General features: G+C 63.8%; 19 protein-coding genes. 9 read left to right on the top strand and 10 right to left on the bottom strand.

Going from position 1 to position 21650, the window contains the following annotated elements:
- Both AWB77_RS29505 and AWB77_RS29500 read left to right on the top strand, forming a co-directional pair.
- Positions 1 to 335 (top strand): manganese catalase family protein (locus AWB77_RS29505; RefSeq protein WP_208601577.1); only part of this gene is annotated, 335 nt, incomplete at its 5' end.
- An 83-nt stretch (positions 336 to 418) separates the two neighbouring features.
- Positions 419 to 670, top strand: a complete 252-nt coding sequence (locus AWB77_RS29500) for a DUF378 domain-containing protein (protein WP_061138012.1) — start codon at positions 419 to 421, stop codon at positions 668 to 670.
- Between the two features lie 2 nt (positions 671 to 672).
- Here AWB77_RS29500 and AWB77_RS29495 read toward each other — a convergent pair whose 3' ends face one another.
- The 7 genes from AWB77_RS29495 to AWB77_RS29465 all read right to left on the bottom strand — a co-directional run bounded on the left by AWB77_RS29495 (position 673) and on the right by AWB77_RS29465 (position 8870).
- The gene (locus AWB77_RS29495) at positions 673 to 2268 is read right to left on the bottom strand and encodes a sensor histidine kinase (RefSeq protein WP_061138011.1); all 1596 of its coding nucleotides are present in this window, start codon (positions 2266 to 2268) and stop codon (positions 673 to 675) included.
- A gap of 37 nt (positions 2269 to 2305) precedes the next feature.
- Entirely contained in the window at positions 2306 to 2686 is a 381-nt protein-coding gene (locus AWB77_RS29490) for a response regulator (protein WP_061138010.1), read from the bottom strand.
- A 77-nt stretch (positions 2687 to 2763) separates the two neighbouring features.
- Positions 2764 to 3153 (bottom strand): response regulator, encoded by a 390-nt coding sequence (locus tag AWB77_RS29485; RefSeq protein WP_061138009.1) that lies wholly within the window; start codon positions 3151 to 3153, stop codon positions 2764 to 2766.
- A 12-nt stretch (positions 3154 to 3165) separates the two neighbouring features.
- Complete coding sequence (locus tag AWB77_RS29480) at positions 3166 to 4605, bottom strand: ATPase domain-containing protein (RefSeq protein WP_061138008.1); 1440 nt, start codon at positions 4603 to 4605, stop codon at positions 3166 to 3168.
- A 169-nt stretch (positions 4606 to 4774) separates the two neighbouring features.
- The gene (locus AWB77_RS29475; protein ID WP_061138007.1) at positions 4775 to 6445 is read right to left on the bottom strand and encodes an ATP-binding protein; all 1671 of its coding nucleotides are present in this window, start codon (positions 6443 to 6445) and stop codon (positions 4775 to 4777) included.
- Positions 6442 to 7941, bottom strand: coding sequence for an ATPase domain-containing protein (locus AWB77_RS29470; RefSeq protein ID WP_061138006.1), 1500 nt, complete (start codon positions 7939 to 7941; stop codon positions 6442 to 6444). The genes AWB77_RS29475 and AWB77_RS29470 overlap by 4 nt, the downstream gene beginning before the upstream one ends.
- Before the next feature lie 140 nt (positions 7942 to 8081).
- A complete protein-coding gene (locus AWB77_RS29465) occupies positions 8082 to 8870 on the bottom strand; it encodes an EAL domain-containing protein (protein ID WP_061138025.1) in 789 nt (262 codons plus the stop codon).
- A 302-nt stretch (positions 8871 to 9172) separates the two neighbouring features.
- Here AWB77_RS29465 and AWB77_RS29460 point away from each other — a divergent pair, with 302 nt between their 5' ends.
- On the top strand, positions 9173 to 10747 hold the full coding sequence (locus AWB77_RS29460) for a methyl-accepting chemotaxis protein (protein ID WP_244158692.1): 1575 nt from the start codon (positions 9173 to 9175) through the stop codon (positions 10745 to 10747).
- Between the two features lie 30 nt (positions 10748 to 10777).
- Here the strand turns inward: AWB77_RS29460 and AWB77_RS29455 are convergent, their stop codons facing one another.
- The gene (locus AWB77_RS29455; protein ID WP_061138005.1) at positions 10778 to 11815 is read right to left on the bottom strand and encodes an SDR family oxidoreductase; all 1038 of its coding nucleotides are present in this window, start codon (positions 11813 to 11815) and stop codon (positions 10778 to 10780) included.
- Between the two features lie 73 nt (positions 11816 to 11888).
- The gene (locus AWB77_RS29450; protein ID WP_061138004.1) at positions 11889 to 13100 is read right to left on the bottom strand and encodes a DUF2252 family protein; all 1212 of its coding nucleotides are present in this window, start codon (positions 13098 to 13100) and stop codon (positions 11889 to 11891) included.
- A gap of 152 nt (positions 13101 to 13252) precedes the next feature.
- On the opposite strand from AWB77_RS29450, the gene AWB77_RS29445 reads away from it, so the two are divergent.
- Genes AWB77_RS29445 through AWB77_RS29435 form a run of 3 tightly spaced genes read left to right on the top strand, consistent with a single transcriptional unit; the run spans position 13253 to position 16471 of the window.
- Positions 13253 to 14095 carry an HTD2 family dehydratase gene (locus AWB77_RS29445; protein WP_061138023.1) on the top strand — a complete coding sequence of 281 codons (843 nt, stop codon included), beginning with the start codon at positions 13253 to 13255 and terminating at the stop codon, positions 14093 to 14095.
- A gap of 21 nt (positions 14096 to 14116) precedes the next feature.
- Complete coding sequence (locus tag AWB77_RS29440) at positions 14117 to 15280, top strand: acyl-CoA dehydrogenase family protein (protein WP_061138003.1); 1164 nt, start codon at positions 14117 to 14119, stop codon at positions 15278 to 15280.
- A gap of 12 nt (positions 15281 to 15292) precedes the next feature.
- Positions 15293 to 16471, top strand: a complete 1179-nt coding sequence (locus AWB77_RS29435) for a CaiB/BaiF CoA transferase family protein (RefSeq protein ID WP_061138002.1) — start codon at positions 15293 to 15295, stop codon at positions 16469 to 16471.
- 24 nt (positions 16472 to 16495) lie between these two features.
- On the opposite strand, the gene AWB77_RS29430 is transcribed toward AWB77_RS29435, so the two are convergent.
- A complete protein-coding gene (locus AWB77_RS29430; protein ID WP_061138022.1) occupies positions 16496 to 18166 on the bottom strand; it encodes a PQQ-binding-like beta-propeller repeat protein in 1671 nt (556 codons plus the stop codon).
- 466 nt (positions 18167 to 18632) lie between these two features.
- Here AWB77_RS29430 and AWB77_RS29425 point away from each other — a divergent pair, with 466 nt between their 5' ends.
- From AWB77_RS29425 to AWB77_RS29415, 3 genes are read left to right on the top strand one after another with little or no spacing between them, the layout of a single operon-like run.
- Entirely contained in the window at positions 18633 to 19232 is a 600-nt protein-coding gene (locus tag AWB77_RS29425; RefSeq protein ID WP_061138001.1) for an SCO family protein, read from the top strand.
- A gap of 23 nt (positions 19233 to 19255) precedes the next feature.
- Positions 19256 to 21220 (top strand): RICIN domain-containing protein, encoded by a 1965-nt coding sequence (locus AWB77_RS29420; protein ID WP_061138000.1) that lies wholly within the window; start codon positions 19256 to 19258, stop codon positions 21218 to 21220.
- Entirely contained in the window at positions 21221 to 21646 is a 426-nt protein-coding gene (locus tag AWB77_RS29415) for a hypothetical protein (protein ID WP_061137999.1), read from the top strand.
- The last annotated feature ends 4 nt before the right edge of the window (positions 21647 to 21650 follow it).

The following is a 21650-nucleotide window of genomic DNA, read 5'->3' as shown; positions in this document are numbered from 1 at the left end:
AAATCGCGCATCAGAAGTCGTTCGAAAAGGCGCTGCATTCGATCCAGCCGAACTTCCCGCAAGGCAAGCTGCCGGGCAATCCGGAGTTCACGAGCGTCTATTTCAACATGTCCAAGGGCGAGGATGCACGCGGTCCCTGGAACGAAGGCGGCGACTGGAAGTTCGTCGAAGATCCGCAACCGGCGGTGGACGGTGGCGACGGCACGGCGACGGTCAGCGTGTCGGAGCAGGAAGTACAAACACTGCAGGCGATGGCCTCGCGCACCGCTTCCGATCCGTCCGCTCAGCCGACGACCGGCGCGGATCTCGGCGCCGGTAAAGCCACGGAAGTCTGATCGCACTCCGCATTTTGTCGACACATCATCAACCGCAGGGTGACGAGCTTTCGTCGCCCTGCTCGTAGTTAGAAGAGGAAATCATGCCTACCGTTACATCGAAAGGAACTATCGCTGTTCATCGCTCGCCGGTGGACTGGATTGCGGGCGCACTGGTCGTCATCGGTGCATTGAACTGGGGTCTCGTCGGTCTGCTGCAACTGGACCTCGTGGCTGCGATCTTCGGCGCGGGATCGGTCCTGTCCCGGATCGTCTACGTGCTCGTCGGACTGGCCGGGCTCTACATGCTGATCCGCGCGTTCGTGCCCGTACGTGACCGCAGTCTCGCGCACTGATCTCACTGCTCCAGTATGTCTGCACTCAGGCGCGAGTCGAGGGGCAAATGAACGGTGAAAGTCGCGCCGTGCCCGCTCCCCGCGCTCGCGACCTCGATCGTGCCTCCATGCAGACTCACGATGTTCTTGACGAGCCACAGTCCGAGCCCCAGGCCGCCCACGCGGCCGCTCGACTGTGGCGCGATCTGCTGAAAGCGGTCGAAGATCGCAGGCAGGCAATCCGGCGCAATGCCGCGCCCGGTATCGTCGACGATCAGCACCGCCTGCCCTTCCGATGTCCTCACCGAAACGGAAACGCTGCCCGCATCCGTGAACTTCACGGCGTTCGTGAGCAAGTTCCAGACGACCTGCTTGAAGCGGCTTTCGTCCGCCATGACCGTGCACGGCTCGATGTACGGCGTCTGCAATCGAAGGCCCTTGTGTTCCGCCGACTTGCGAATGTCTTCGACGACGTTGAGCGTGAGCGCGCCGATATCCACCGGCTGAAGATCGAAGGAGAGCTTGCCGGTGACGACCGCACCGCTGTCGAGCAGGTCGTCGACCATGTGGGACAACTGTCGACCGTTGCGGCGGATCGCTTCGCCTGCCCGCGCGACGTGGGAAGGATCGGCGACGACGTGAAGCAGTTCCGCCCATGAGACGATGGCGTTCAGCGGCGAACGCAACTCATGACTGACGGCCGCGATGAAATGGTCCATCGTCCTTGCGAGCGCTTCGCTGCGCTCGCGCCCCGAGCGCTCCGCGCCTGCCGTGGCGGACAGTTCGAGCTCGTGTTCCTTGCGCGATGTGATATCGAGCGTGAAGCCCATCACGGAGCGCATCGTGCCGTCGTCCGCGAAGTGGCCGGTGCCGCGAATCAGTACCCATCGGCGTCCGCGGGCAGTGTCGATGCTTCGTTCGCATTCGAAGCTTCTCTTCTCCTGCAGCGCCTGCCAGTGCTGCGCCACCGGATCGGGCTGTTCGACGAACAGCGTTTCCCGATCCACCTGACCGATATTCTTCAACGCGAGATCTTCCGCGCATTGCTCGCTGCAATGCACCGCGCCGCTCGCAAGGTCGATCTCCCACGCACCGACGCCCGCGAACGCCAGCGCACGCTCGAAGCGCACGCGATGATCGTGCAGGCGCTCTTCGGCCTCCTTGGCGAGGATTTGTCGAAGGCGCGCATGCGAACGCAGCCTCGCCTTCTCACGCCGTTCCGTGCGGGTCGCGAGCGTGCGCATCGTGACATCGTCGAAGCGCAGCAGGATGATCGGCGGCTCGTCGCCGGTTGCCGGAAGATGCGAGACGTGAATCTGCCAGTATCGCAACGACTGTTCGCCGGACGCGCCGGCGTGTTCCGGCGCATCCACGCTGAACGCGGGCGAAAGGCGACGCTGACCGGCATGGAGATTGGCGACGAGCGCGCGAATCAGGTGGTCGCATTGGCCGAGCGTCGCTTCGCTTTCACCAAATGACGTGAGCCATGCCTTGTTCGCGAACACGACTCGCAAGGCATGATCGAGCATGAGATACGGCTCGATCATGCGATCGAAGATCGCGCGATCGGCGGGACCGACGGCATTCTCTTCCAGCGGGCGGGAAGTCGGGTCTGTCATCGCACGAACCGGAGTGGCATTGCCGCAAGACGCTCGATCACGATCCATGCTCCTCTCGTTCCGAGCCGTTGGTAAGTTTGGCGACCGTCTCCAGAAATTGGGCCATCGAGGCCGGCTTTCTCAGCAAGGCGTTCCAGATCACGATGCCCGGTGGTCGAGATACATGCGCAGAAGTATGCAGCACGATCGGAATCGCCGCCCATTCCGGCCGCTCGCGCATGGCGCGGCACAACGCTTCGCCGTCCATGCCGGGCATCATCAGATCGGTGATAAGCAGGTCGGGCACGGTGCGCTGAATTGCGGCAAGGGCCTCACGGCCATCGCGCGCACGCTCGACTTGATAGCCGGCGTATTCGAGCGCGAAGCTCCACGCTTCGAGCAGATCGGGTTCGTCATCGACGAGAAGAACACGCGTCATGGACCGCTCACAGCCATACAAAAACGGTTGGAATTGCGCGCGGGACCGAGCCATGTGCCCGGTATCCTGCTTGTTCGTTACTGCAGCTGATCGCGCGATCCCGCGCTGCCTCCATCGAGATGCAAAGCCAGAATTGCAAGCAGGCGATCAGGCGGATAGGGCTTCTTCAGTATCGCCACAAACAATGCCCGGTCGGCCGGATCGACCGCTTGAGGCGCCGCGCTGCACAAGACGATGGGTATGTGGCTGAACTCATCGTCGCCGCTGAGCGCCCGCGCAAGGTCCACGCCTGAACTGACCGGCATCATGAAATCCGTCACGACGAGCGACGGTTTCGTGCGCCGGACGACCTGTAATCCTTCCGCGCCGTTCGACGCGACATGCACGACATGTCCCGCGTCTTCGAGCAGGAACTTCAGAAAATCGGTAACGAGAGATTCGTCGTCGACGACGACAAGGTTGGCCATGCGGGCAGCCGGCTACTGACCGCTTGCATCGTCGCCCAACGCGTCGGGCGCCGCTGGCATCGTTCCCGTGACGTGCAGCCCATCGCCGAGGCCGGAAATCAGCACTTCCGCCGTCGACGTGTCGAACAGGCTGTCGCGCACCTTCAGCACCGCGATGCTGCGCCGTAAGGCGCCGCCCGCCGCCTGGTGACGCATTTCGATCACGTTATCGATCTGCGACAGGATTTCCGGCGATGGATTCGTGCGCCACGGCCCCGACAGCTCCTTCGTCTCCCACGTGCACACCGTCGTCACGCCGATGGCGCGCAACTCGTTGCTCAACGCCGCGAAGAATTCGACCATCCGATGCGGATCGACGGTTGCGCGCTCGAAACCAGCGAGGCCGTCGATGAAGAGACGCTCCGCGCGCGAGCTTCGGACTTCGTCGAGCAGTTCGTACGCGAGCTTGTCGAGAAGATTTTCGGTGAGCGGACGCCACAGCATGCGCAACGCCTTCGTTTCGACGCGCGCCTGCAGATCGAGGCCGAGTGCCTTCGCTTTCGCGTAGAGCCGCTCGGGCGTTTCGTAGAAACCGAAATGCACGGCCGGCCGCTCGGGCGTGGCGCAATTCAGATAACCGATGCCGAACGTCGTCTTGCCGCTGCCCGCGGGTCCGACGAGAACGGACATCGAAGCCGATGGCAAGCCGCCGCCGAGCCGCACGTCCAGACCGCCTGTGCCCGTTCCGACCTTCGTCAGCGAGACGCTCTCCGCGGTGGAAGGTCGCGCAAGCGCGGCTTCGAGACGCGGGTACACCGAGATGCCCCGCTCCGATATTTCATACAGATGCAGACCGCCGAGCGCGCGGCTGCCGCGCGATTTCGCGACGCGAATATGGCGCACGGTGCGCGACGCGAACAGATTCTCTTCGAGGTGCAGCACGCCGTCGACCATCGTGTGTTCGGGACTCGATTCGTCGATCCGGGCGCTCGTCAGGAACAGCACCGTGCAGCCCGTGAAAGCGGCATGACCCTGCAATTCCGCGACGAAGGACTTGATGTCCAGATTGGTTTCGCTGCTTTCGCGTGCGTTGAGCAAGCCGTCGAGCACGAGAATGCTGGCTTTCGTGCGCGCAAGTTCGGAGCGCAGCGTAGCAACCAGCGCATCGAGGCCCTTTTCACGAAGCGTGCGGAAAAGACTGAGGTAGGTCAGGTCCGTGCCGAGACGGCTCGCGTCGAAAAAACTCAGCGCCGATAGCGACTGAAACAGCCTGTCGTGCGATTCCGCGAGCAGCGTGACGTAGAGAACCTTGTGCCCCTGACGGGCTTGCGCGAAAGCAATCTGATTCGCAAGGATGGTTTTGCCGGCTCCCGGCCGTCCCTGAACGATGTAAGACGAGCCTGCCAGCAGCCCGCCGCCGCAGATATCATCCAGTCCCGGAACTTCGCTGCGTAGCCGCGCGAGTGTGTCCATTGCGTCGATCCATTATGTTGGGTGGTCGCCCGGGCGTAGCTACCCTTCGCCGCCGCCGTTCCGTACCTGTTGGTTCCGATCCCGCCACTACTAAGGTCGGCAGTGTACTCGAAATGACCGCACAGGACGAAGGCCGGACGTGCGCTCGCGCGAACCGGCGCCGGCAGGATCAGTCTTGCGCGTCGATCATCGCGTGGATCTTCGACACGAGTTCTTCGGTCGCGAACGGCTTGGTCAGAAGCTGCGCGCCATCGTCGATCCTTCCGTTGCCGAACACCGATTTCTCCGCATAGCCGGTCATGAACAGCACCGGCAGGACGGGGCGTCTCACGCGCGCGCGGTCGACCATTTCCTTGCCGTTCATGCCGGGCATGCCGATATCGCTGACCAGAATGTCGATCTGCACGTTCGAGCCGAGAATGTCGAGCCCGGACGCGCCGTCGCTCGCTTCGATGACGTTGAAGCCCGCTTCCTTCAGCACTTCGGTGCAGCCCAAGCGAATGTCGGCTTCGTCATCGACGACGAGCACCGTGCGCTGCTTGCCGACCGGTGGCAGAACCAGCGGCGCGGGCGCCTCTTCCGGCTCGGATCGCGGCTGCGTGAGTCGCGGCAAGTAGATGCTCACGGTCGTGCCCTTGCCGACCTGCGACTCGATCGATACCTTGCCGCCCGACTGCCGCGAAAATCCATACACCATCGACAAGCCGAGTCCCGTGCCCTGCCCGAGCGGCTTGGTGGTGAAGAACGGATCGAACGCCTTGTCGATGATCTCCGCCGCCATGCCAAAACCCGTATCGGAGACGCTTATCGCCACGTAGTCGCCGTCGTTCAGGCCGTGCAGCCGCGCCGTGCGGCCACGCAGGGAAACGTTGTCCGTGCGGATCGCCAGCTTGCCGCCCGCGGGCATGGCATCGCGCGCGTTGATGCACAAGTTGAGCAAGGCGTTCTCCAGCTGCACCGGATCGCTCAAGGTCGTATGCAGGTTCTCTTCGAGTTGCGCGTCGACTTCGACGGACGGTCCCAGCGTGCGTCGTATCAGGTCGAGCATCCCGGCGATCAGGCGATTCGGCGCAATCTCCTTCGGATCGAGCGTCTGCCTGCGCGCGAACGCCAGCAGGCGATGCGTGAGCGCGCCGGCGCGCTGCGTCGCGTCGTGCGCGCTCTGGACGAAGCGATCGAGGTCGGCGAAGCGGCCCTGGCGCAGACGCAGCTTCGTCAACTCCATGTTCGTGCTGATGACTTGCAGCAGATTGTTGAAGTCGTGGGCGATGCCGCCGGTGAGCTGGCCGATCGCCTCCATTTTCTGCGCCTGCCGCAACGTCTCTTCCGCCGCCATCAACTCTTCGGTGCGCTCGGCGACGCGTCTTTCGAGCAGTTGCGCGGCGTCCTTGAGTTCGTCGAGATGCCGTTTCGTCTGAAGCTGACGTGCGCGCGCGCGGACCAGACCGCGCGCCACGCTTTGCAGCACTTCCGCCGTCACCGGGCGTGCGAGCAACGTGACGTTGCCGAGCGCCTCGAAGAGACGCCAGCGCTCAAACGAGCTCGGACGGTCGCCGGGCACGGTCAGGATGCAGATCGGAATGTCCGACCACGGCGGCTGCTTCTCCAGACAGTCGGCGAAGTCGCCGGACGGCGCAAGCTCGGAAAGCGACTCCTCTGTCAGCAGGAGGCCCGCGATGCTCACGCCCTCGTTCTGCCGAAGCTGCTTGCAGATTTCGGCGAGCGTGCTGATTTCGAGCGCGTCGATGCCGGCGGCTCGCAACGTCTCGACGATGACCCGCGCATCCTGTCCGACAGGCGCGAGCACTTGCACCGTGGTCGGCGCTTCGACACGCATCATGGCGCACTGGCCGGTTGGTTGCCCTCGCCGATCAGTTCTTCGCGCGCGCCCTCATAAGTCGGAATGCCGCTGAAGATGCCGCGCAGGGTTTCGAGCGGCGGTCCGACTTCCAGCCCGTCGGAGGAAAGCTGATACTCGTGGATCGCGTTGTCGTGCAAACCCGTTCGACGCTTGATGACCGACAGCGCGCGCCGCAGCCTGCCTGCCGCCTCGAAGAAGCGCAGAAGCAGGACGGTATCGCTGAGAAAACTGAGATCGATGGGATTCTCGACATCGCCGACGACGCCCTGTTGCGCTAGCACGATGATCGTCACGACGCCGCGCCGGTTCAGATAAGTGAGTAATTCGTGCAGATGCAGCACGAGCGAGCGCTCCTCGGGCATGGTGCTCAGATACGAATTGATGCTGTCGATGACCACCACGCGCGCGTCGCGGTCCTCGACATCCCGGCGCACCGCCCATACGAACTCGCCGGGCGAAAGTCGCGACGGATTCATCCGCCGCCAGGAAAAATGCTTGCCGGCGATCGCCGCGTCGGCGCTCAGACCGAGGCTGTTGCCGCGTCGCAGGAACGTCTCGTAGGTTTCATCGAACGAAAAGTACGATGCGAACTCTCCCTGATTCGCGCTCGATATCGCGTAGCTCAACGCGATCGACGATTTGCCCGCGCCCGATGGACCGATCATCATCGTCGTGGTCCCGCGGTCGAGGCCGCGTCCGAGTATGCGATCGAGGCCCGCGAAGCCGCACTGCAGCGGATCGCCGCCGGGCAGGCTCGCGTGTTCGTCGGCGATGAGGCTCGGGAAGACGAGCACTTCGCCCGGCACGAGCATGTAGTCATGCCATCCGCTCTGGAAGTTCATGCCGCGCATCTTTGCGATTCGCAGCCGCCGGCGCGCCGCGCCGTAGTCGCGCTCGATCAATTCGAGCGTGATCACCCCGTGGACAAAACTATGAAGTTCGCCGTCTTCGCCGGTCAGGAGATCGTCGAGAAGAATCGTCGTGACCTCCCTGCCCTGCATGAAACGCTTGAGTTCCAGCATCTGCCGGCGATAGGCGAGCTTGTTTCGCGCGAGCATGCGCAACTCCGACACGCTATCGATGACGACCCGCTCCGCGCCCGTTTCCTCCACGCGCCGGATGATCTGTTCGATGGTCTTGTCGAACTCGACTTCCGACGGAAAGAGCACGGTTTGCTGGCGCGAAGCGTTGGCCTCGTCGGGCACGAGTTCGAAGATGTCGATGCCTGACACGTCCCAGCCGTGCGTCGCCGCGGCGCTCCGAAGCTCCTGTTCCGACTCCGAGAAGGTGACGTACAGGCACTTCGCGGATTTGGCGACGCCCGCGATCAGAAAGCGCAGGCCGATCGTGGTCTTTCCAGTGCCGGGCGCACCTTCCAGAAGATGCAGCCGGTGCGTCGGCAATCCGCCGCGCAGGACCACATCGAGTTCGGGGATGCCTGTCTTCGTGAGCGGCAGTGGAACGATCTCGGGCATAACGGACCTCTAGGTTGTGTTTCCTCCTCATAGCAATTTTTCGGCCTCTCACCTGCCGGGACCGCCGAATGCTATGCGTCGGGACACAACCGTTGGTCCGCAAGTGGACACGGGAACAACAATTGCTTACCCAGCGACGCTCAAGCTGCCAGCCAGTCTCCGGTTGACGCGGGCAGCGAGCGGAAGGCGGGCTTTGCGAACAGGTAGCCTTGCAGGAGATCGACGCCATGCGCGACGAAAAAGTCCCGCTCGCCGATGGTTTCGATGCCTTCCGCGATCACGCGGATGCCCAGATCGCGGCACATGGAAAGCACGCCGCGCACGATGCTCTGCCGCACCGAATCGGTGTCGATGCCGCGCACGAGTTCCATGTCGAGCTTGATGAGATCCGGCTGGAATTCGGTGAGCAGCGTGAGGCCCGAATAGCCGGCGCCGAAATCGTCGATGGCCGTCTGAAAACCGAAGCGCCGGTAAGCACGAAAGATTTCCACCAGATGCGGGCGGCTGATGATGTTCTCGCCCTCGACCGTCTCGAAGATGATGCGGTCGGTCGAAAACTGGAACTTCTCGGCCGCCTCGAAGGTGCTGCGGATACAGGCCTCCGGCTGATACACCGCGTTCGGCATGAAGTTGATCGACAGATATCCGCTCATGCCGAGCGACGCGGCCTGCTCGATCGCGACCGCGCGGCAGCGCTGATCGAAGTGGTAGCGATTGGCGTCGTCGATTCGTGCGAGCACCGATCCGGCCGATTCGCCGTTCGGACCGCGCACCAGCGCCTCATGCGCGTACGCGACGCCCGTGCGCACATCGACAATGGGCTGAAACGCGAATGCGAGATCGATGATCTCGCCGGCGGGAAGCCGGCACGCCGCGCACTTGCGCGACGCATCGTCAGGGGCGAGTCGGATGGATGTTTTGTCGTTCATGATGTTTCCCGATGGCGCGCGCGGCGCAGGCTGACCCGTACTTATCGACGTCATGCGGCACGAGCTTGATAGCGGAGCGGCACGAAAGCGCGTCCGGAAAGCGTGCCCGAGGGTGTTGTTACAAAATAAAAAGGCACAACAAACGTTTGCCGAAGCGCGTACAGGTTTCGTTCATCTCAAAGCTGGCCAAGGGCCTGCCGTAAGCAAGGCGTCACAGGTATCGAGCGGCGCACGCAGTCGCGCAAGCGCGCAAGCGCGCCGCGAAGCCAAAGGCATCCACCGTAACAGCGACGAGAACAATAATGAACTTCAAGGGAATGCGGGTGAAAACCAGACTGACGATCGGCTTCGGCATGCTCACGGCCGCGCTGCTGATCGTGGCGGCGCTCGCCATCGAGGCGCTGCATGAATCGAATGCACGCTTCACATCTTTCGTCGACGGCATCAACGCGCGCGCGGAACTCGCCGCCAGCGTGCGCAGCGCCGTCGATCGTCGCGCGATTGCCGCGCGCAACCTCGTGCTCGTCACGAAGCCCGCCGATCTCGAACTGGAAAAAGCCGCCGTCCTGACAGCGCACGAAGACGTGCAGCGCGATCTGCGCAAGTTCAATGAACTGGTCGCGAACGCAACCGATGTCACGCCCGAAGTGCGCGCGCGGGTCGCGGAGATTGACCGGATCGAATCGCTTTACGGGCCGGTTGCGCTCGATATCGTCGATCTTGCGCTCAAGGGCAATCACGACGAAGCCATCGCACGCATGAACGATCATTGCCGGCCGCTCCTTGCCGCGCTCGTCAAGGCGACGCAGGACTATGCGGACATGACGCACGCACGCGAAGTGCAGCTCGTCGCGGAATCGGCATCGCATTACGCGTTCTCGCGCACGCTGCTGCTCGGCGTGTGCGCGCTTGCCGTGCTCTCGGCGATCGCGGCCGGTCTCGTCATCACGCGAAGCATTCTGCGCGCGCTCGGTGCGGAGCCGGACACGCTGAGCGAGGTCGCGAAGCGCGTCGCGGATGGCGACCTGCGCCCCGTCGCCGACGCGCACAGTGCGCCCGACGGCAGCGTGCTCGCCTCGATGAGCGCGATGCAGACGAACCTTGTCGCGCTCATCGGCGACGTGCGTGCGTCGGCGCATAGCATCGCGACCGGTTCGAGCCAGATCGCGACCGGCAACGTCGATCTGTCGACGCGCACCGAGGAACAGGCCGCATCGCTTGAAGAGACGGCGTCGAGCGTCGAGCAGCTTTCGTCGACGGTGCGCCAGAACGCCGACAACGCGCAGCAGGCCAACACGCTGTCGGCGGATGCGTCGGCTATCGTGCAGCAGGGCAACGCCGCCGTGAGCCGCATGATCGAGACGATGTCCGACATCAGCGCGCGCTCCGGAGAAATCGCGAACATCATCGGCATGATCGAAGGCATCGCGTTCCAGACCAACATTCTTGCGCTGAACGCGGCCGTCGAAGCGGCGCGCGCGGGCGAGGAAGGACGCGGCTTTGCCGTCGTCGCGGCGGAAGTGCGCAGCCTCGCGCAGCGCTCGTCGGGCGCCGCGAAGGAGATCAGGGAGTTGATCGGCGCTTCGGTGGGACGCATCGCGGAAGGCTCGACGCTCGCGGGCGTCGCGGGCACGACGATGTCGGACGTGCTGCTCGCCGTATCGAAGGTGAGCGACATCATGAACGAGATCGCGGCGGCATCGCACGAACAGAGCCGCGGCATCGAACAGTTGAGCCTCGCAATTGCGCAGATGGACCAGGTGACGCAGCAGAATGCGGCGCTCGTCGAGGAAGCGGCGGCGGCGTCGCAATCGCTCGACGATCAGGGGCGCCGCCTGACCGAAGCCGTGGCGTTCTTCCGGCTTGCCAGCCACTGACCAGCAACCCACTGGCGCGGCGACTTCCGCTCAAACCCGCGCCTCGCGATACCCCTTCGCCTCGCGCACATATCGTCCCGCCGCGGCAAGCAGCATGACGCCCGCAATCCCGATGAGCGCCGCGCGCGGGGCTGGCGCGAGCGTGTGCATGTCGGTGTAGAGGCTGCGTTCGCGCACGCGTCCATGATGGCCCGAGCGTTCGCGCAAACCCGAGCCGCCTTCTTCGAGCGCGTCGCCATCGCGACGTGGCTCGCCCGTGAGCTGCGCCTTCATGCCGAGCGCGGTCAATATCGCATCGTAGAGGCGCGGCGCGGAGCGCCCGAACCAGGACATGCCGCGCGACGCGCCGCCCGCGTACAGATCGCGCACCGGATGCGCGGCGGCATGCAGTATCGCGCGCGCGACGACCTCGGGCGCATAGACGGGCTGCGGCAGTTTCGGCTGCTGGTCGAGATGGATTCGCGCGTGCTCGACGAACTGCGTGTCGATGCCGGCAGGCTTGACGAGCGATACGGAGACGGGCGCGCCTTCGTCGGCAAGTTCGATCCGCAACGCATCGGTGTAACCCTTCACCGCGTGCTTGGACGCGACATACGCGCCTTGCAGCGGAACGGCGACATCCGACAGTTCGCTTCCGAGATTGATGAGCGCACCGCCCTTTTCGCGCAGATGCTGCACGGCCACCAGCGATCCGTTCACGACGCCCCAGAAGTTCGTATCGAAGAGTTTGCGCTGCTCGTCGACCGGCACGTCGATGCAACGTCCATAGATCGACACGCCCGCGTTGTTGACCCAGGTATCGAAGCCGCCGAAGTGCTGGATCGCGGCATCGGCGGCAGCTTGCAATTGCGCACGGTCGCCTACGTCCGCGGCCGCATGCGCGATTCTGTCGCCGCCCTCGCGCGACAGCTCCGCGACGAGTCCGGTCAGCGCCTGCTCGTCGCGGGCCACGAGCATGAGGCGCGCGCCCTTGCTGGCGGCCATGCGCGCCGTGACGAGACCTATGCCGCTCGTCGCTCCGGTGATGACGATGACCTGTTCATTGATCGGCTTGAGTTTGATTCGCATGGCGGGTCCGTTATCGGTAAGGGATATCCTCATGCTTCAGCATGCAGTGTGCCCTCGCGCGATTCCCGCATCGTCATGCGCCGGTCGCGTAACGCCGGCAATGCTCGAGATACCCGGCCTCATGGCTGCTCACCAGTTGCACGATGCTATTCCACAGCCACAGCGGCGCGTCGATGGTCTTCGATCGATTGCGGCCGAGTTCCATGCGCCAGTCGCGCTTCGTCGCATCGTCCATTTGCCGCGCATGCGCCTTTCCCACGACTGCCGCGAGATAGTGCGCGACGTGCATCGCATCGTCCTTGCCGAGTCGCTCGATCTCGAGCTTCATGTCCTGCGGCAACAGCTCGCGGATAACGACGCCGCGATCGAGCAGACGCGCCGCGCGCATCCGTTCGCCGAGATGAGGCGACAAATGGCGGGCGCCTTCGAGCACGCGCAAGGCGTTGTCGCGCGGCATCGCCACGTCTTCGTAACGCGGCGCCGCGGCCTTCACGCCTTCCTTGATGTCCATCAGACACAGGTCGTCGCCTTCGACGACGCCGCCATCGACATCGAGCAGGACCGCGTAACGCAGGCGGCCGAGCGAGCTGCAACCCTTCACCCAGTACGCCGCATCCAGCACGACGACCTCGCCCGAATCCTTTCGTCCTTTGAGACTCGTCGGCAGACTTGCGATGTCCGCGTCGGCGAAAAGGGCGTCGATCCCCTTTCGCTCTTCTTTGGCGAGAGGCCAGAATCGTTGCCCGAGCGGAATCGTCGGATGCAGATCTTCGATGCGCTCGCGCGCGAGATTCTGCCACGAACGGCGCACCGCTTCCTTCATCGTCACGTGCACGGGCTCAGGCCGTTTGATGTCGACGACCACGTCCGCGAAGGCCGACTCATATCCGGCGGCGAGCGCCTCGATCATGCGCACGACGTTCAGGCCCGACAACGACGAGCCGCGCGCCGCCGTCGCAAGCGACAGCCCCAGCCGGACCACGTCGTGCACGGGATTGCCGATCACCGTCTGATCGAGATCGCGAATCTGGATTTCTACCTTGCCCTTCGCATTGGCGATCGGTCCGAGATTGCCGGTGTGGCAATCGCCGCAAATCCAGACCGCAGGACCATGCGGCAGCGAATCGCCGTTTGCCTCGACCACCCACTCGTAGAATCGTTCGGTATTGCCCCTGACGTAGGCGTGCGGCGAGCGCGCCATCTTGCCACGGCGCAATTCGGTCAGAAGCGCCTGCCGGTCATCGGGCGCGGGCATGCCCTTGTTCGCTTTACTGTGCTTGCTCATATTCGTTTGCCGTAGGTGACCGGCAACCGGAGCAGGAGCCGTGCCGTCGTCTTCCAAATGCCTTACGCCAATGGTTGCATGGTCAACTCATCTCTGAGACGATTTGTCCAGATCCGAAGCATTGAACGATGTTGTGCTGGGTGGAGACGAGCATGAACAATCGGTCCGACGACTTTCGCCAACGCATCCAGACGGCAACGGATATCGTCGCGCGCTCGCATGCTGCGGCGCTCGGCGCCACGCTCGATTGTGCGATCTCGCTCAACGATGGCGACGTTCTCCCGCCCTTGTGGCACTGGGTCTTCTTTCGTCCGCTCGCCGCGCAATCGTCGATTGCGGAAGACGGGCATCCGCGCAAAGGCGACTTTCTGCCCGACCTCGGCCTGCCGCGCCGCATGTGGGCAGGCGGACGGCTTCGTTTCGAAGCGCCGGTCATCGTCGGCAAAGCGATCGCGCGCGAGTCGCGCATTCTCGATGTGACCGAAAAGCACGGCAGAACCGGCAGGCTCGGCTTCGTGACGGTCGCGCATCGCATATCGTGCGAGGGCGCGCTCGCTGTCGGGGAAGAGCACGACATCGTGTATCGCGAGCCGGCGGTGCGCGGCGCGCCGCTGCCATCGCCCGTCGCCGCGCCCGTCGATGCAGCATGGCAACGCACCATCGTCCCCGACGAAGTGCTGCTATTTCGCTACTCCGCGCTGACCTTCAACGGCCATCGCATTCATTACGACAAGCCTTACGTCACCGAGGTCGAAGGTTATCCGGGACTCGTCGTGCATGGTCCGCTCATCGCGACGCTGCTGCTCGATCTCGTGCGCAGACAGCGTCCCGATGGCCGCATTGGCGACTTCGCGTTCAAGGCCATGCGTCCGTGCTTCGCCGGAAACGCGCTGCATCTTTGCGGCCTGCCGTCCGCCGACGGCAAGACGGTCGAGCTGTGGTCGAAGGACCACGAAGGATGGATCGGCATGACCGCGCGCGCATCATTCACCTGACACGCTCTGGAAAAGTCCACCATGTTCGATACCTCCGACGACGCTCATCGCGACATTCGCGATGCCGTGCGCGATCTCTGCGGCCAGTTCCCACCCGAATACTTCCGCAGGATCGACGAAGCACGCGCGTATCCCGAAGCATTCGTCGATGCGCTCACGCGCGCCGGTTGGCTCGCCGCACTGATTCCACAGGAATTCGGCGGCTCGGGACTCGGCCTCACGGAAGCGTCGGTCATCATGGAAGAGATCAATCGATCGGGCGGCAACTCGGGCGCGTGTCACGGCCAGATGTACAACATGGGGACGCTCCTGCGGCATGGATCGCAAGCGCAGAAGGAACACTATCTGCCGAAGATCGCATCGGGCGAATTGCGTCTGCAATCGATGGGCGTGACCGAACCGACGACAGGCACCGACACGACGAAGATCAAGACGACCGCGCATCGCAAGGGCGATCGTTATGTCATCAACGGGCAGAAGGTCTGGATCTCGCGCATCCAGCATTCCGACCTGATGATCCTTCTTGCGCGCACCACGCCGCTCTCCGATGTCACGAAGAAGAGCGCGGGCATGTCGATCTTTCTCGTCGATCTGCGCAAGGCGATCGGTCACGGCATGACGGTGCGGCCGATCCCGAACATGGTCAATCACGAGACCAACGAACTGTTCTTCGATAACCTCGAGATTCCGGCCGAGAATCTGATCGGCGAGGAAGGCATGGGCTTCAGGTACATTCTCGACGGCCTCAATGCGGAGCGCGCGCTGATCGCGGCGGAATGCATCGGCGATGGTTACTGGTTCATCGACAAGGTCTCGCAGTATGCGAAGGAGCGCGTCGTCTTCGGCCGGCCGATCGGACAGAATCAGGGCGTGCAGTTTCCCATCGCCCGGGCGCTGGTGAATGTCGAAGCAGCCAGTCTCATGCGCTACAAGGCGTGCGAGCTGTTCGACGCGCATCGGCATTGCGGCGCGCAAGCCAACATGGCGAAGCTGCTCGCCGCCGATGCTTCATGGGAAGCCGCGAATGCGTGTCTGCAATTTCACGGCGGCTTCGGCTTCGCATCGGAATACGATGTCGAGCGCAAATTCCGCGAGACGCGCCTGTATCAGGTCGCGCCCATTTCGACGAACCTCATCCTGTCCTACGTCGCCGAGCATGTCCTCGGTCTGCCGCGATCCTTCTGAGGGAGCATCGACATGCGTCCGCTTCAGGGCATCAAGGTCGTGACGTTCGAACATGCGATCGCCGCGCCTTTCTGCACGCGTCAACTCGCCGATCTCGGCGCGCGCGTCATCAAGATCGAACGGCCCGGCACCGGCGATTTCGCGCGTCACTACGACGAACGCGTGCGCGGTCTCGCATCGCACTTCGTGTGGACGAACCGCTCGAAGGAGAGCATCACGCTCGACGTGAAGCAGCCCGTCGCAATGAAAGTCATCCACGCCCTGCTTGCCGACGCCGACGTGTTCGTGCAGAACCTCGCGCCGGGCGCGACGCAACGCCTCGGGCTCGACTTCGCGAACTTGAGCGCGCGCTTTCCGAAGCTGATCGCGTGCGACATATCGGGCTATGGGCTTGACGGGCCTTATCGCGACAAGAAGGCGTACGACCTGCTCATTCAGAGCGAATCGGGGTTCCTGAGCATCACCGGTTCGGAAGACCGGCCCGCGAAAGCAGGTTGCTCGATTGCCGATATCGCCGCCGGCATGTACGGCTACACGAACATCCTCGCCGCGCTGATCGAACGCGGGCGTACGGGAAAAGGCAAGCATATCGACGTCTCGATGCTCGAAAGCATGGTCGAGTGGATGAGCTATCCGCTCTACTATTCGATCGACGATCAGCCCGCGCCCGAGCGCGCAGGCGCCGCGCACGCGACGATCTTTCCATACGGTCCCTTCCCCGCCGGCGACGGCAACACCGTCATGCTCGGCTTGCAGAACGAACGCGAATGGAAGCGCTTCTGCGATATCGTCATCGCGCGGCCCGAGCTTGCGCAAGACGAGCGATTCTCGTCGAACAGCCGCCGCACGGTGCATCGTGAGGCGCTCGCGCGGATCATCGTCGATGCGTTCTCGGCCTGTCAGGCGCAAGAGGTCATCGAACGGCTGGAGAAAGCGGGCATCGCGAACGCGCATATGAACGACATGCACGCGGTATGGAAGCATCCGCAACTCGATGCGCGAGGCCGCTGGACGCGCGTCACGACCGCGGCGGGCGACGTGCCCGCGCTCTATCCGCCGGGCATGTCGGCCGATGACGCGCCGCGCATGGATGCCGTGCCCGCGCTGGGCGAACACACGGTATCGATCCTGCACGAACTCGGCTACGACGAACGCGCGATCGAGCAGATGCGAAGCGCCGCCGCGATCTAGCGCAACGCTTCACACGAAGTCCCGCTATTGCGAGAACAGCCCGAACACCGCGACGCCGCTTGTCGTGCCCACATAGACCTTGCCGTTCGCGATCATCGGCGTGATGAACTTGTTGCCCGGGCCGAACTGGTCGCGCGCGCCTGCATCGACGCTGCTGTAGAGCTCGTGCGCGAGATTGGCCGCGTCGTATGCGCGCAGCACGCCGATCGAGCCGTTCTCGGCCGCCCACACGATGCCGTTCGACGCGCCGTTTGCGGACACGCTCGGCGTCGCGCCCGGAAAGCCGAACGCGTTCGGCGTCTGACTCGAGGGCGTTGCCGACAACGCGGCGTTCGACACCGTGAACGCCTTGATCGTGTCGTTCACCGAGCCGAAGTACACCGTGTTATTGAAATACGCGGGCGCGCCGAACATCGGCCCGCGAATCTGGCCGACGAGTTCCTGATAAATGTGGTCTGCGTTCGAATCGAACTTGCCCATCGACCAGCGATTGACGACGTAGATCGTCGAGTTCTTGCCCGCGCCGACGGCAAGACGCCAGACCTTGCCGTTCGCATCGGCGAAATCGGGCAAGACCATCGCGCCGCCGGAACCGAGGTCTTCGTCCTCGTTCGTTTCCTGCACCGTGTTCGACGGCTGGAAGTAGTCCTGCACCCTGAGCGGCGCGAGATTGAGGCGCAGGAAGCCATTGCCGAAATTGCCGTTGATCGGCATTTCATGCTCGTTCTGCGTCGGGTCGAAGGTGCCGTTCGCATCGAGCAGATAGATCGCCTCGCCATCCGACGCGGGCCCCGCGCCGCTCATCCAGATCGAACCCATCTGACCGTTCGGCGTGACGTTCAGCACGCTCGCCTGCTGCAGCGTGTTGGCGTCGTAGCCCATCACCCAGCCGGTATAGGGCATGTAATCGCAGTGCGACGTCCACGTGGTATAGACCACACCGTTCAGCAGCAGAAGCCCCGCGCGCTCGGCATACTGGCCCGGATCGAAGGTGAGCGTGCCGTTCTGGCTGCCCGCGCCGCTACCCGGATACGTCGCGCGAATCTCTGTTGGTCCGTTGAAGAGTTCGGCGCCGGTCGTGACGTCGAGCGCGTGAATGCGCTGGTGATAACCGCCCGAGCCATCCTTCGACATGCCGACGACATAGATCGCGCCATTCGGCCCGCGCGTGCGGTCGATGACCGGCGTCGCCGTTACGCCAATGGTCGGCGTGATCTGATGGCAGTTGTGATCGTCGCTCGGCTTTTCGCCGTTTCCGAGCGTCGAAACTTTCCACAGCACTGTGCCGTTATCGGCATCGAACGCGTAGACGCTCGCGTTTTCCGTAGCGACGTAGAGCACGTTATGCGTGGCGCCCGCGATCGTTACGCCCGCGAGAAAGAGCGGCTCGGCGTCGACCGCGCCATCGACCGAATAGATTGCGAGCTTGCCGAAGGCGTTCTTGGTGACGTTCGCGGGCGTCAAGACCGTTTCCGCCAGTTGCTGGCCGGTCCGGGCGATGTCGTTGTGCCACGTGACGACGTCCATCGCGTTGCCGGCTGTCGCGCCCGCCGCATTCGATACGCTCGACGCCGCCTTGCCCGCGGCCGCCGATGTCGAACTGACGCTGGAGTCACCGCCGCTGCACGCGCCGATGATTGCCGTGATCAGCACGGCGCCGAGTGCGGCTGCACAAACGGAAAAGCGCGCATTCATTGCATTCTCCTTCTCCGGAAGGGCCGGAACGGATAACGCGAGATCGACGGACACTGGTGCTGCATCAGAGCAATCGCAATGCCGCGTGATGCGACGGGCAGCTTCATGCACCCTACCGCACGTCGTGCCGCTGCCGCCACCGCGCGATGATGACAGAAAACGCGGACTTCATCGTCAAACTTGCGCGTCGAGGCGCAGCGCGTTCGATGAAGTCTAGGACATTCGCGGCACTATCAAGCATGCCGGAAGTTGCAAATTTTGAAATCGAAAGGCCCTGGATTACACACGGCTTGAGGCTTTAAGACCGAATGTGGCCGAGTGCACATATTTACCTACTTATTTCCGGCGCTGAATTTTTCTTGCCAATATGGGCTGCTAATCTTCGATCCAATGGTCATGCAATACGCGTAGCGCCAACCTCGCGCGAGTGCGGCCAGAGCGTTCGAAACGGGATCGTAACGTGCCGATGCCTGCTCCCTCACTGACTCGCCGCGCCCTGCTTCGCGACATGGCTGCGCTCGCGCTCGGCGCGGCGTCGCCGCTTTCGTTCGCGCAGCATGGCGGGCTGGGACTCGTGACGCCGCCGGTGCGTCTCGACGATGCCTGGCTCGTCGATCAGACCGGCAGAAAGCGGCAGTTGAACGATTTGCTGCAACGGCGCATCACCGCGCTGCAGACGGTGTACACCGGTTGCGGCACGGTATGTCCGCTGCAAGGCGCGTTGTTCAATGCGGTTCAGCAACGCATCGCGGGAATGCGCGCCGGTCGTCCCGTGCAGTTGTTGTCGGTCGGTATCGATCCGCTTTCCGATTCACCTTCGGCATTGCGCGCATGGCTCGCGCGTTTCGAGGCCGGTCCCGCGTGGAATGCCGCGACACCATCGCTCGAAGATGTCGACCGGATGCGTCTCGCGCTGTCGGGCAGCAAGGCGCCGCTCGGCGATCTCGCGGACCACTCCACGCAGGTCTATTGCTTCGATGCCAACGCGATGTTGCGCTGGCGCAGCGCCGATCTTCCCCGCGTCAACGACATCTGCGATGTTCTCGGCGCACTTGCACGTACATAACCCATTCGTGTACGGGAGCAACCATGTCAGAAGTCCGTTCGACGATGCCTGCGTCCGGCCTGTTCGCCCGATGCATGCGCTTCCTGGTGCTGATCGCGTTTGCGTTCGCGCTCGCGGGCGTATCGCACACCGTGCGCGCGCAAACCTCGGCGCCCATCACGCTCGCGGGCACCAACATGTGCGCCGATGTCAGCGGCGAATCGAAGACGCCGGGCGCGCCGGTGCTGTCCTGGCCGTGCTGGGGCGGCGCGAATCAGCAATGGCTTCCGTCCGCGACCGGCACGCGCTATAACCTCGTCAATCAGAACAGCGGTCTGTGCCTCGACGTATCGGGTCAAAGCACGAGTCCGGGCGGGCCTATCATCCAGTGGACCTGCAACGGCGGCCTGAATCAGGCTTTCTCGCTGATACCGCAAGGCGCGGGCTATGCCATCGTCGCGGGACATAGCGGCTTGTGCGTGAGCGCGTCGAGCACGACCTCGCAGGGCGTCCAGTTGACGCAGCAGGTCTGCAACGCGAGCGCGACGCAGACCTGGCAAGTGAGCGGCCTGCCGCCGCCGCGCTCCGCGTTGCCGTCGAAATGGACGGCGCCCATTCAGTTGCCGCTCGTGCCGTTGCAAGCCGCCAATCTTCCGAACGGCAACGTGCTGGTGTGGTCGGCCGACAGCGAACTCAACTTCACCGACGGATCGAGTCCGCCGGGCAGGACGTACACGGCGATCTTCAATCCGTCGACGGGCAAGAGCAACGAAGTCGTCGTGACCAATACCGGACACGACATGTTCTGCCCCGGCATCTCCAATCTGCCCGATGGACGCATCTTCGTGACCGGCGGGTTGAGCGTGCGGCAGACGAGCATCTATTCGCCGGCCACGAGCACATGGACCGCGAGCGATCAGATGAACATTCCGCGCGGCTATCAGGGCAGCGTGACCTTGAGCAACGGCAACGTGTTCGTGGTCGGCGGATCGTGGAGCGGCGGGCTCGGCGGCAAGAGCGGCGAAACGTGGACGGCGGGCTCGGGCTGGCGCATCAACAGCGCGATCATCGACGATTACATCGTCACCAACGACGCCCGCGGCGTGTTTCGCGCCGACAATCACGCGTGGATGTTCGCGGTCGGCGACGGGCGCATCTTTCATGCGGGACCGAGCCGCGCCATGCACTGGTTCGATACGGCCGGCAACGGCAGCGTGACGCCTGCCGGCAGTCGCGCCAACGACAACGACGCGATGAACGGCAACGCCGTCATGTACGACGTCGGCAAGATACTCGCGGTCGGCGGCGCGCCGAGTTATGACCAGTCGCAGGCGACCTCGAATGCGACGCTCATCGACATCACGAGCGGCAACGCAGTGACGCAGACCATCGCGCCGATGAGCTATCAGCGCGCGTTCAACAACAGCGTCGTGCTGCCGAACGGTCAGGTCGTCGTGGTCGGCGGACAGACCTTCGCCGCGCCGTTCTCCGACGACAACGCGATCCTCACGCCCGAGCTATGGGACCCGGCGACCAACTCGTTTTCGCCGCTCGCGCCGCAGGCCGTGCCGCGCACATATCACAGCGTCGCGCTGCTGCTGAACGACGGGCGCGTGCTGAGCGGCGGCGGCGGATTGTGCGGCGACTGCGCGACCAATCACACCGATGTCGAAATATTGACGCCGCCGTATCTGCTCAACTCGGACGGGTCCAACGCGTCGCGGCCGAGCCTTTCGTCCGTTCCGGGCGATGCGCAACTCGGCACCACGATCGTCGTCACGGCGAGCCGGAACATGCGCGCCTTCGTGCTGATGCGCTCGTCGTCGGTCACGCATTCGGTGAACAACGAGCAGCGGCGCGTGCCGCTCACGTTCAGCGTCGGCACGGCGGGCGAATATCAGTTGAACATTCCGTCCGATCCCGGCGTCGTGGTGCCCGGCTACTACATGCTGTTCGCGCTCAACGCGAGGGGCGTGCCGAGCGTCGCGCGCGTGCTGCGCGTGCATTGAATGCGCCGACGCTGTCGCTACGCCGCATTGACCCTCGCGCTCGCCGCGATGACATCGTTCGCGGGCGCGCAGACGGCGTGCGGCCCGGACGATGCCGGTTGCGCGATCTTCAACGGACAACATCCGATGGCCGCGCATCTGCGCGATGACGATCGCCCGTTGCCTGCGTGGACGACGCGTTGCGTGAACTGCCACGTCGCCACGCCGAAGTCGGCGGCGTTCGCCCCGCCGCTCACGCACGACACCCTGCTCGCGGCGGCATCGCGCCGTGGCGGGCCGATCAGCCACTACGACGAAGCCGCGTTCTGCCGCGCGGTGCGGGACGGCATCGATCCGGCGGGCGTCCTGCTGCGCAAGTCGATGCCCCGCTATCGTGTCTCCGATGCCGAGTGCGCGGCGCTCTGGCGTTTCGTCATGAATCGATGATGCG

This window comes from Caballeronia fortuita (genome assembly GCF_001544835.2).
Lineage (GTDB): Bacteria > Pseudomonadota > Gammaproteobacteria > Burkholderiales > Burkholderiaceae > Caballeronia > Caballeronia fortuita.
Note: the sequence above shows the minus strand (reverse complement) of the source record. Positions and strands in the feature narration are given on the sequence as shown.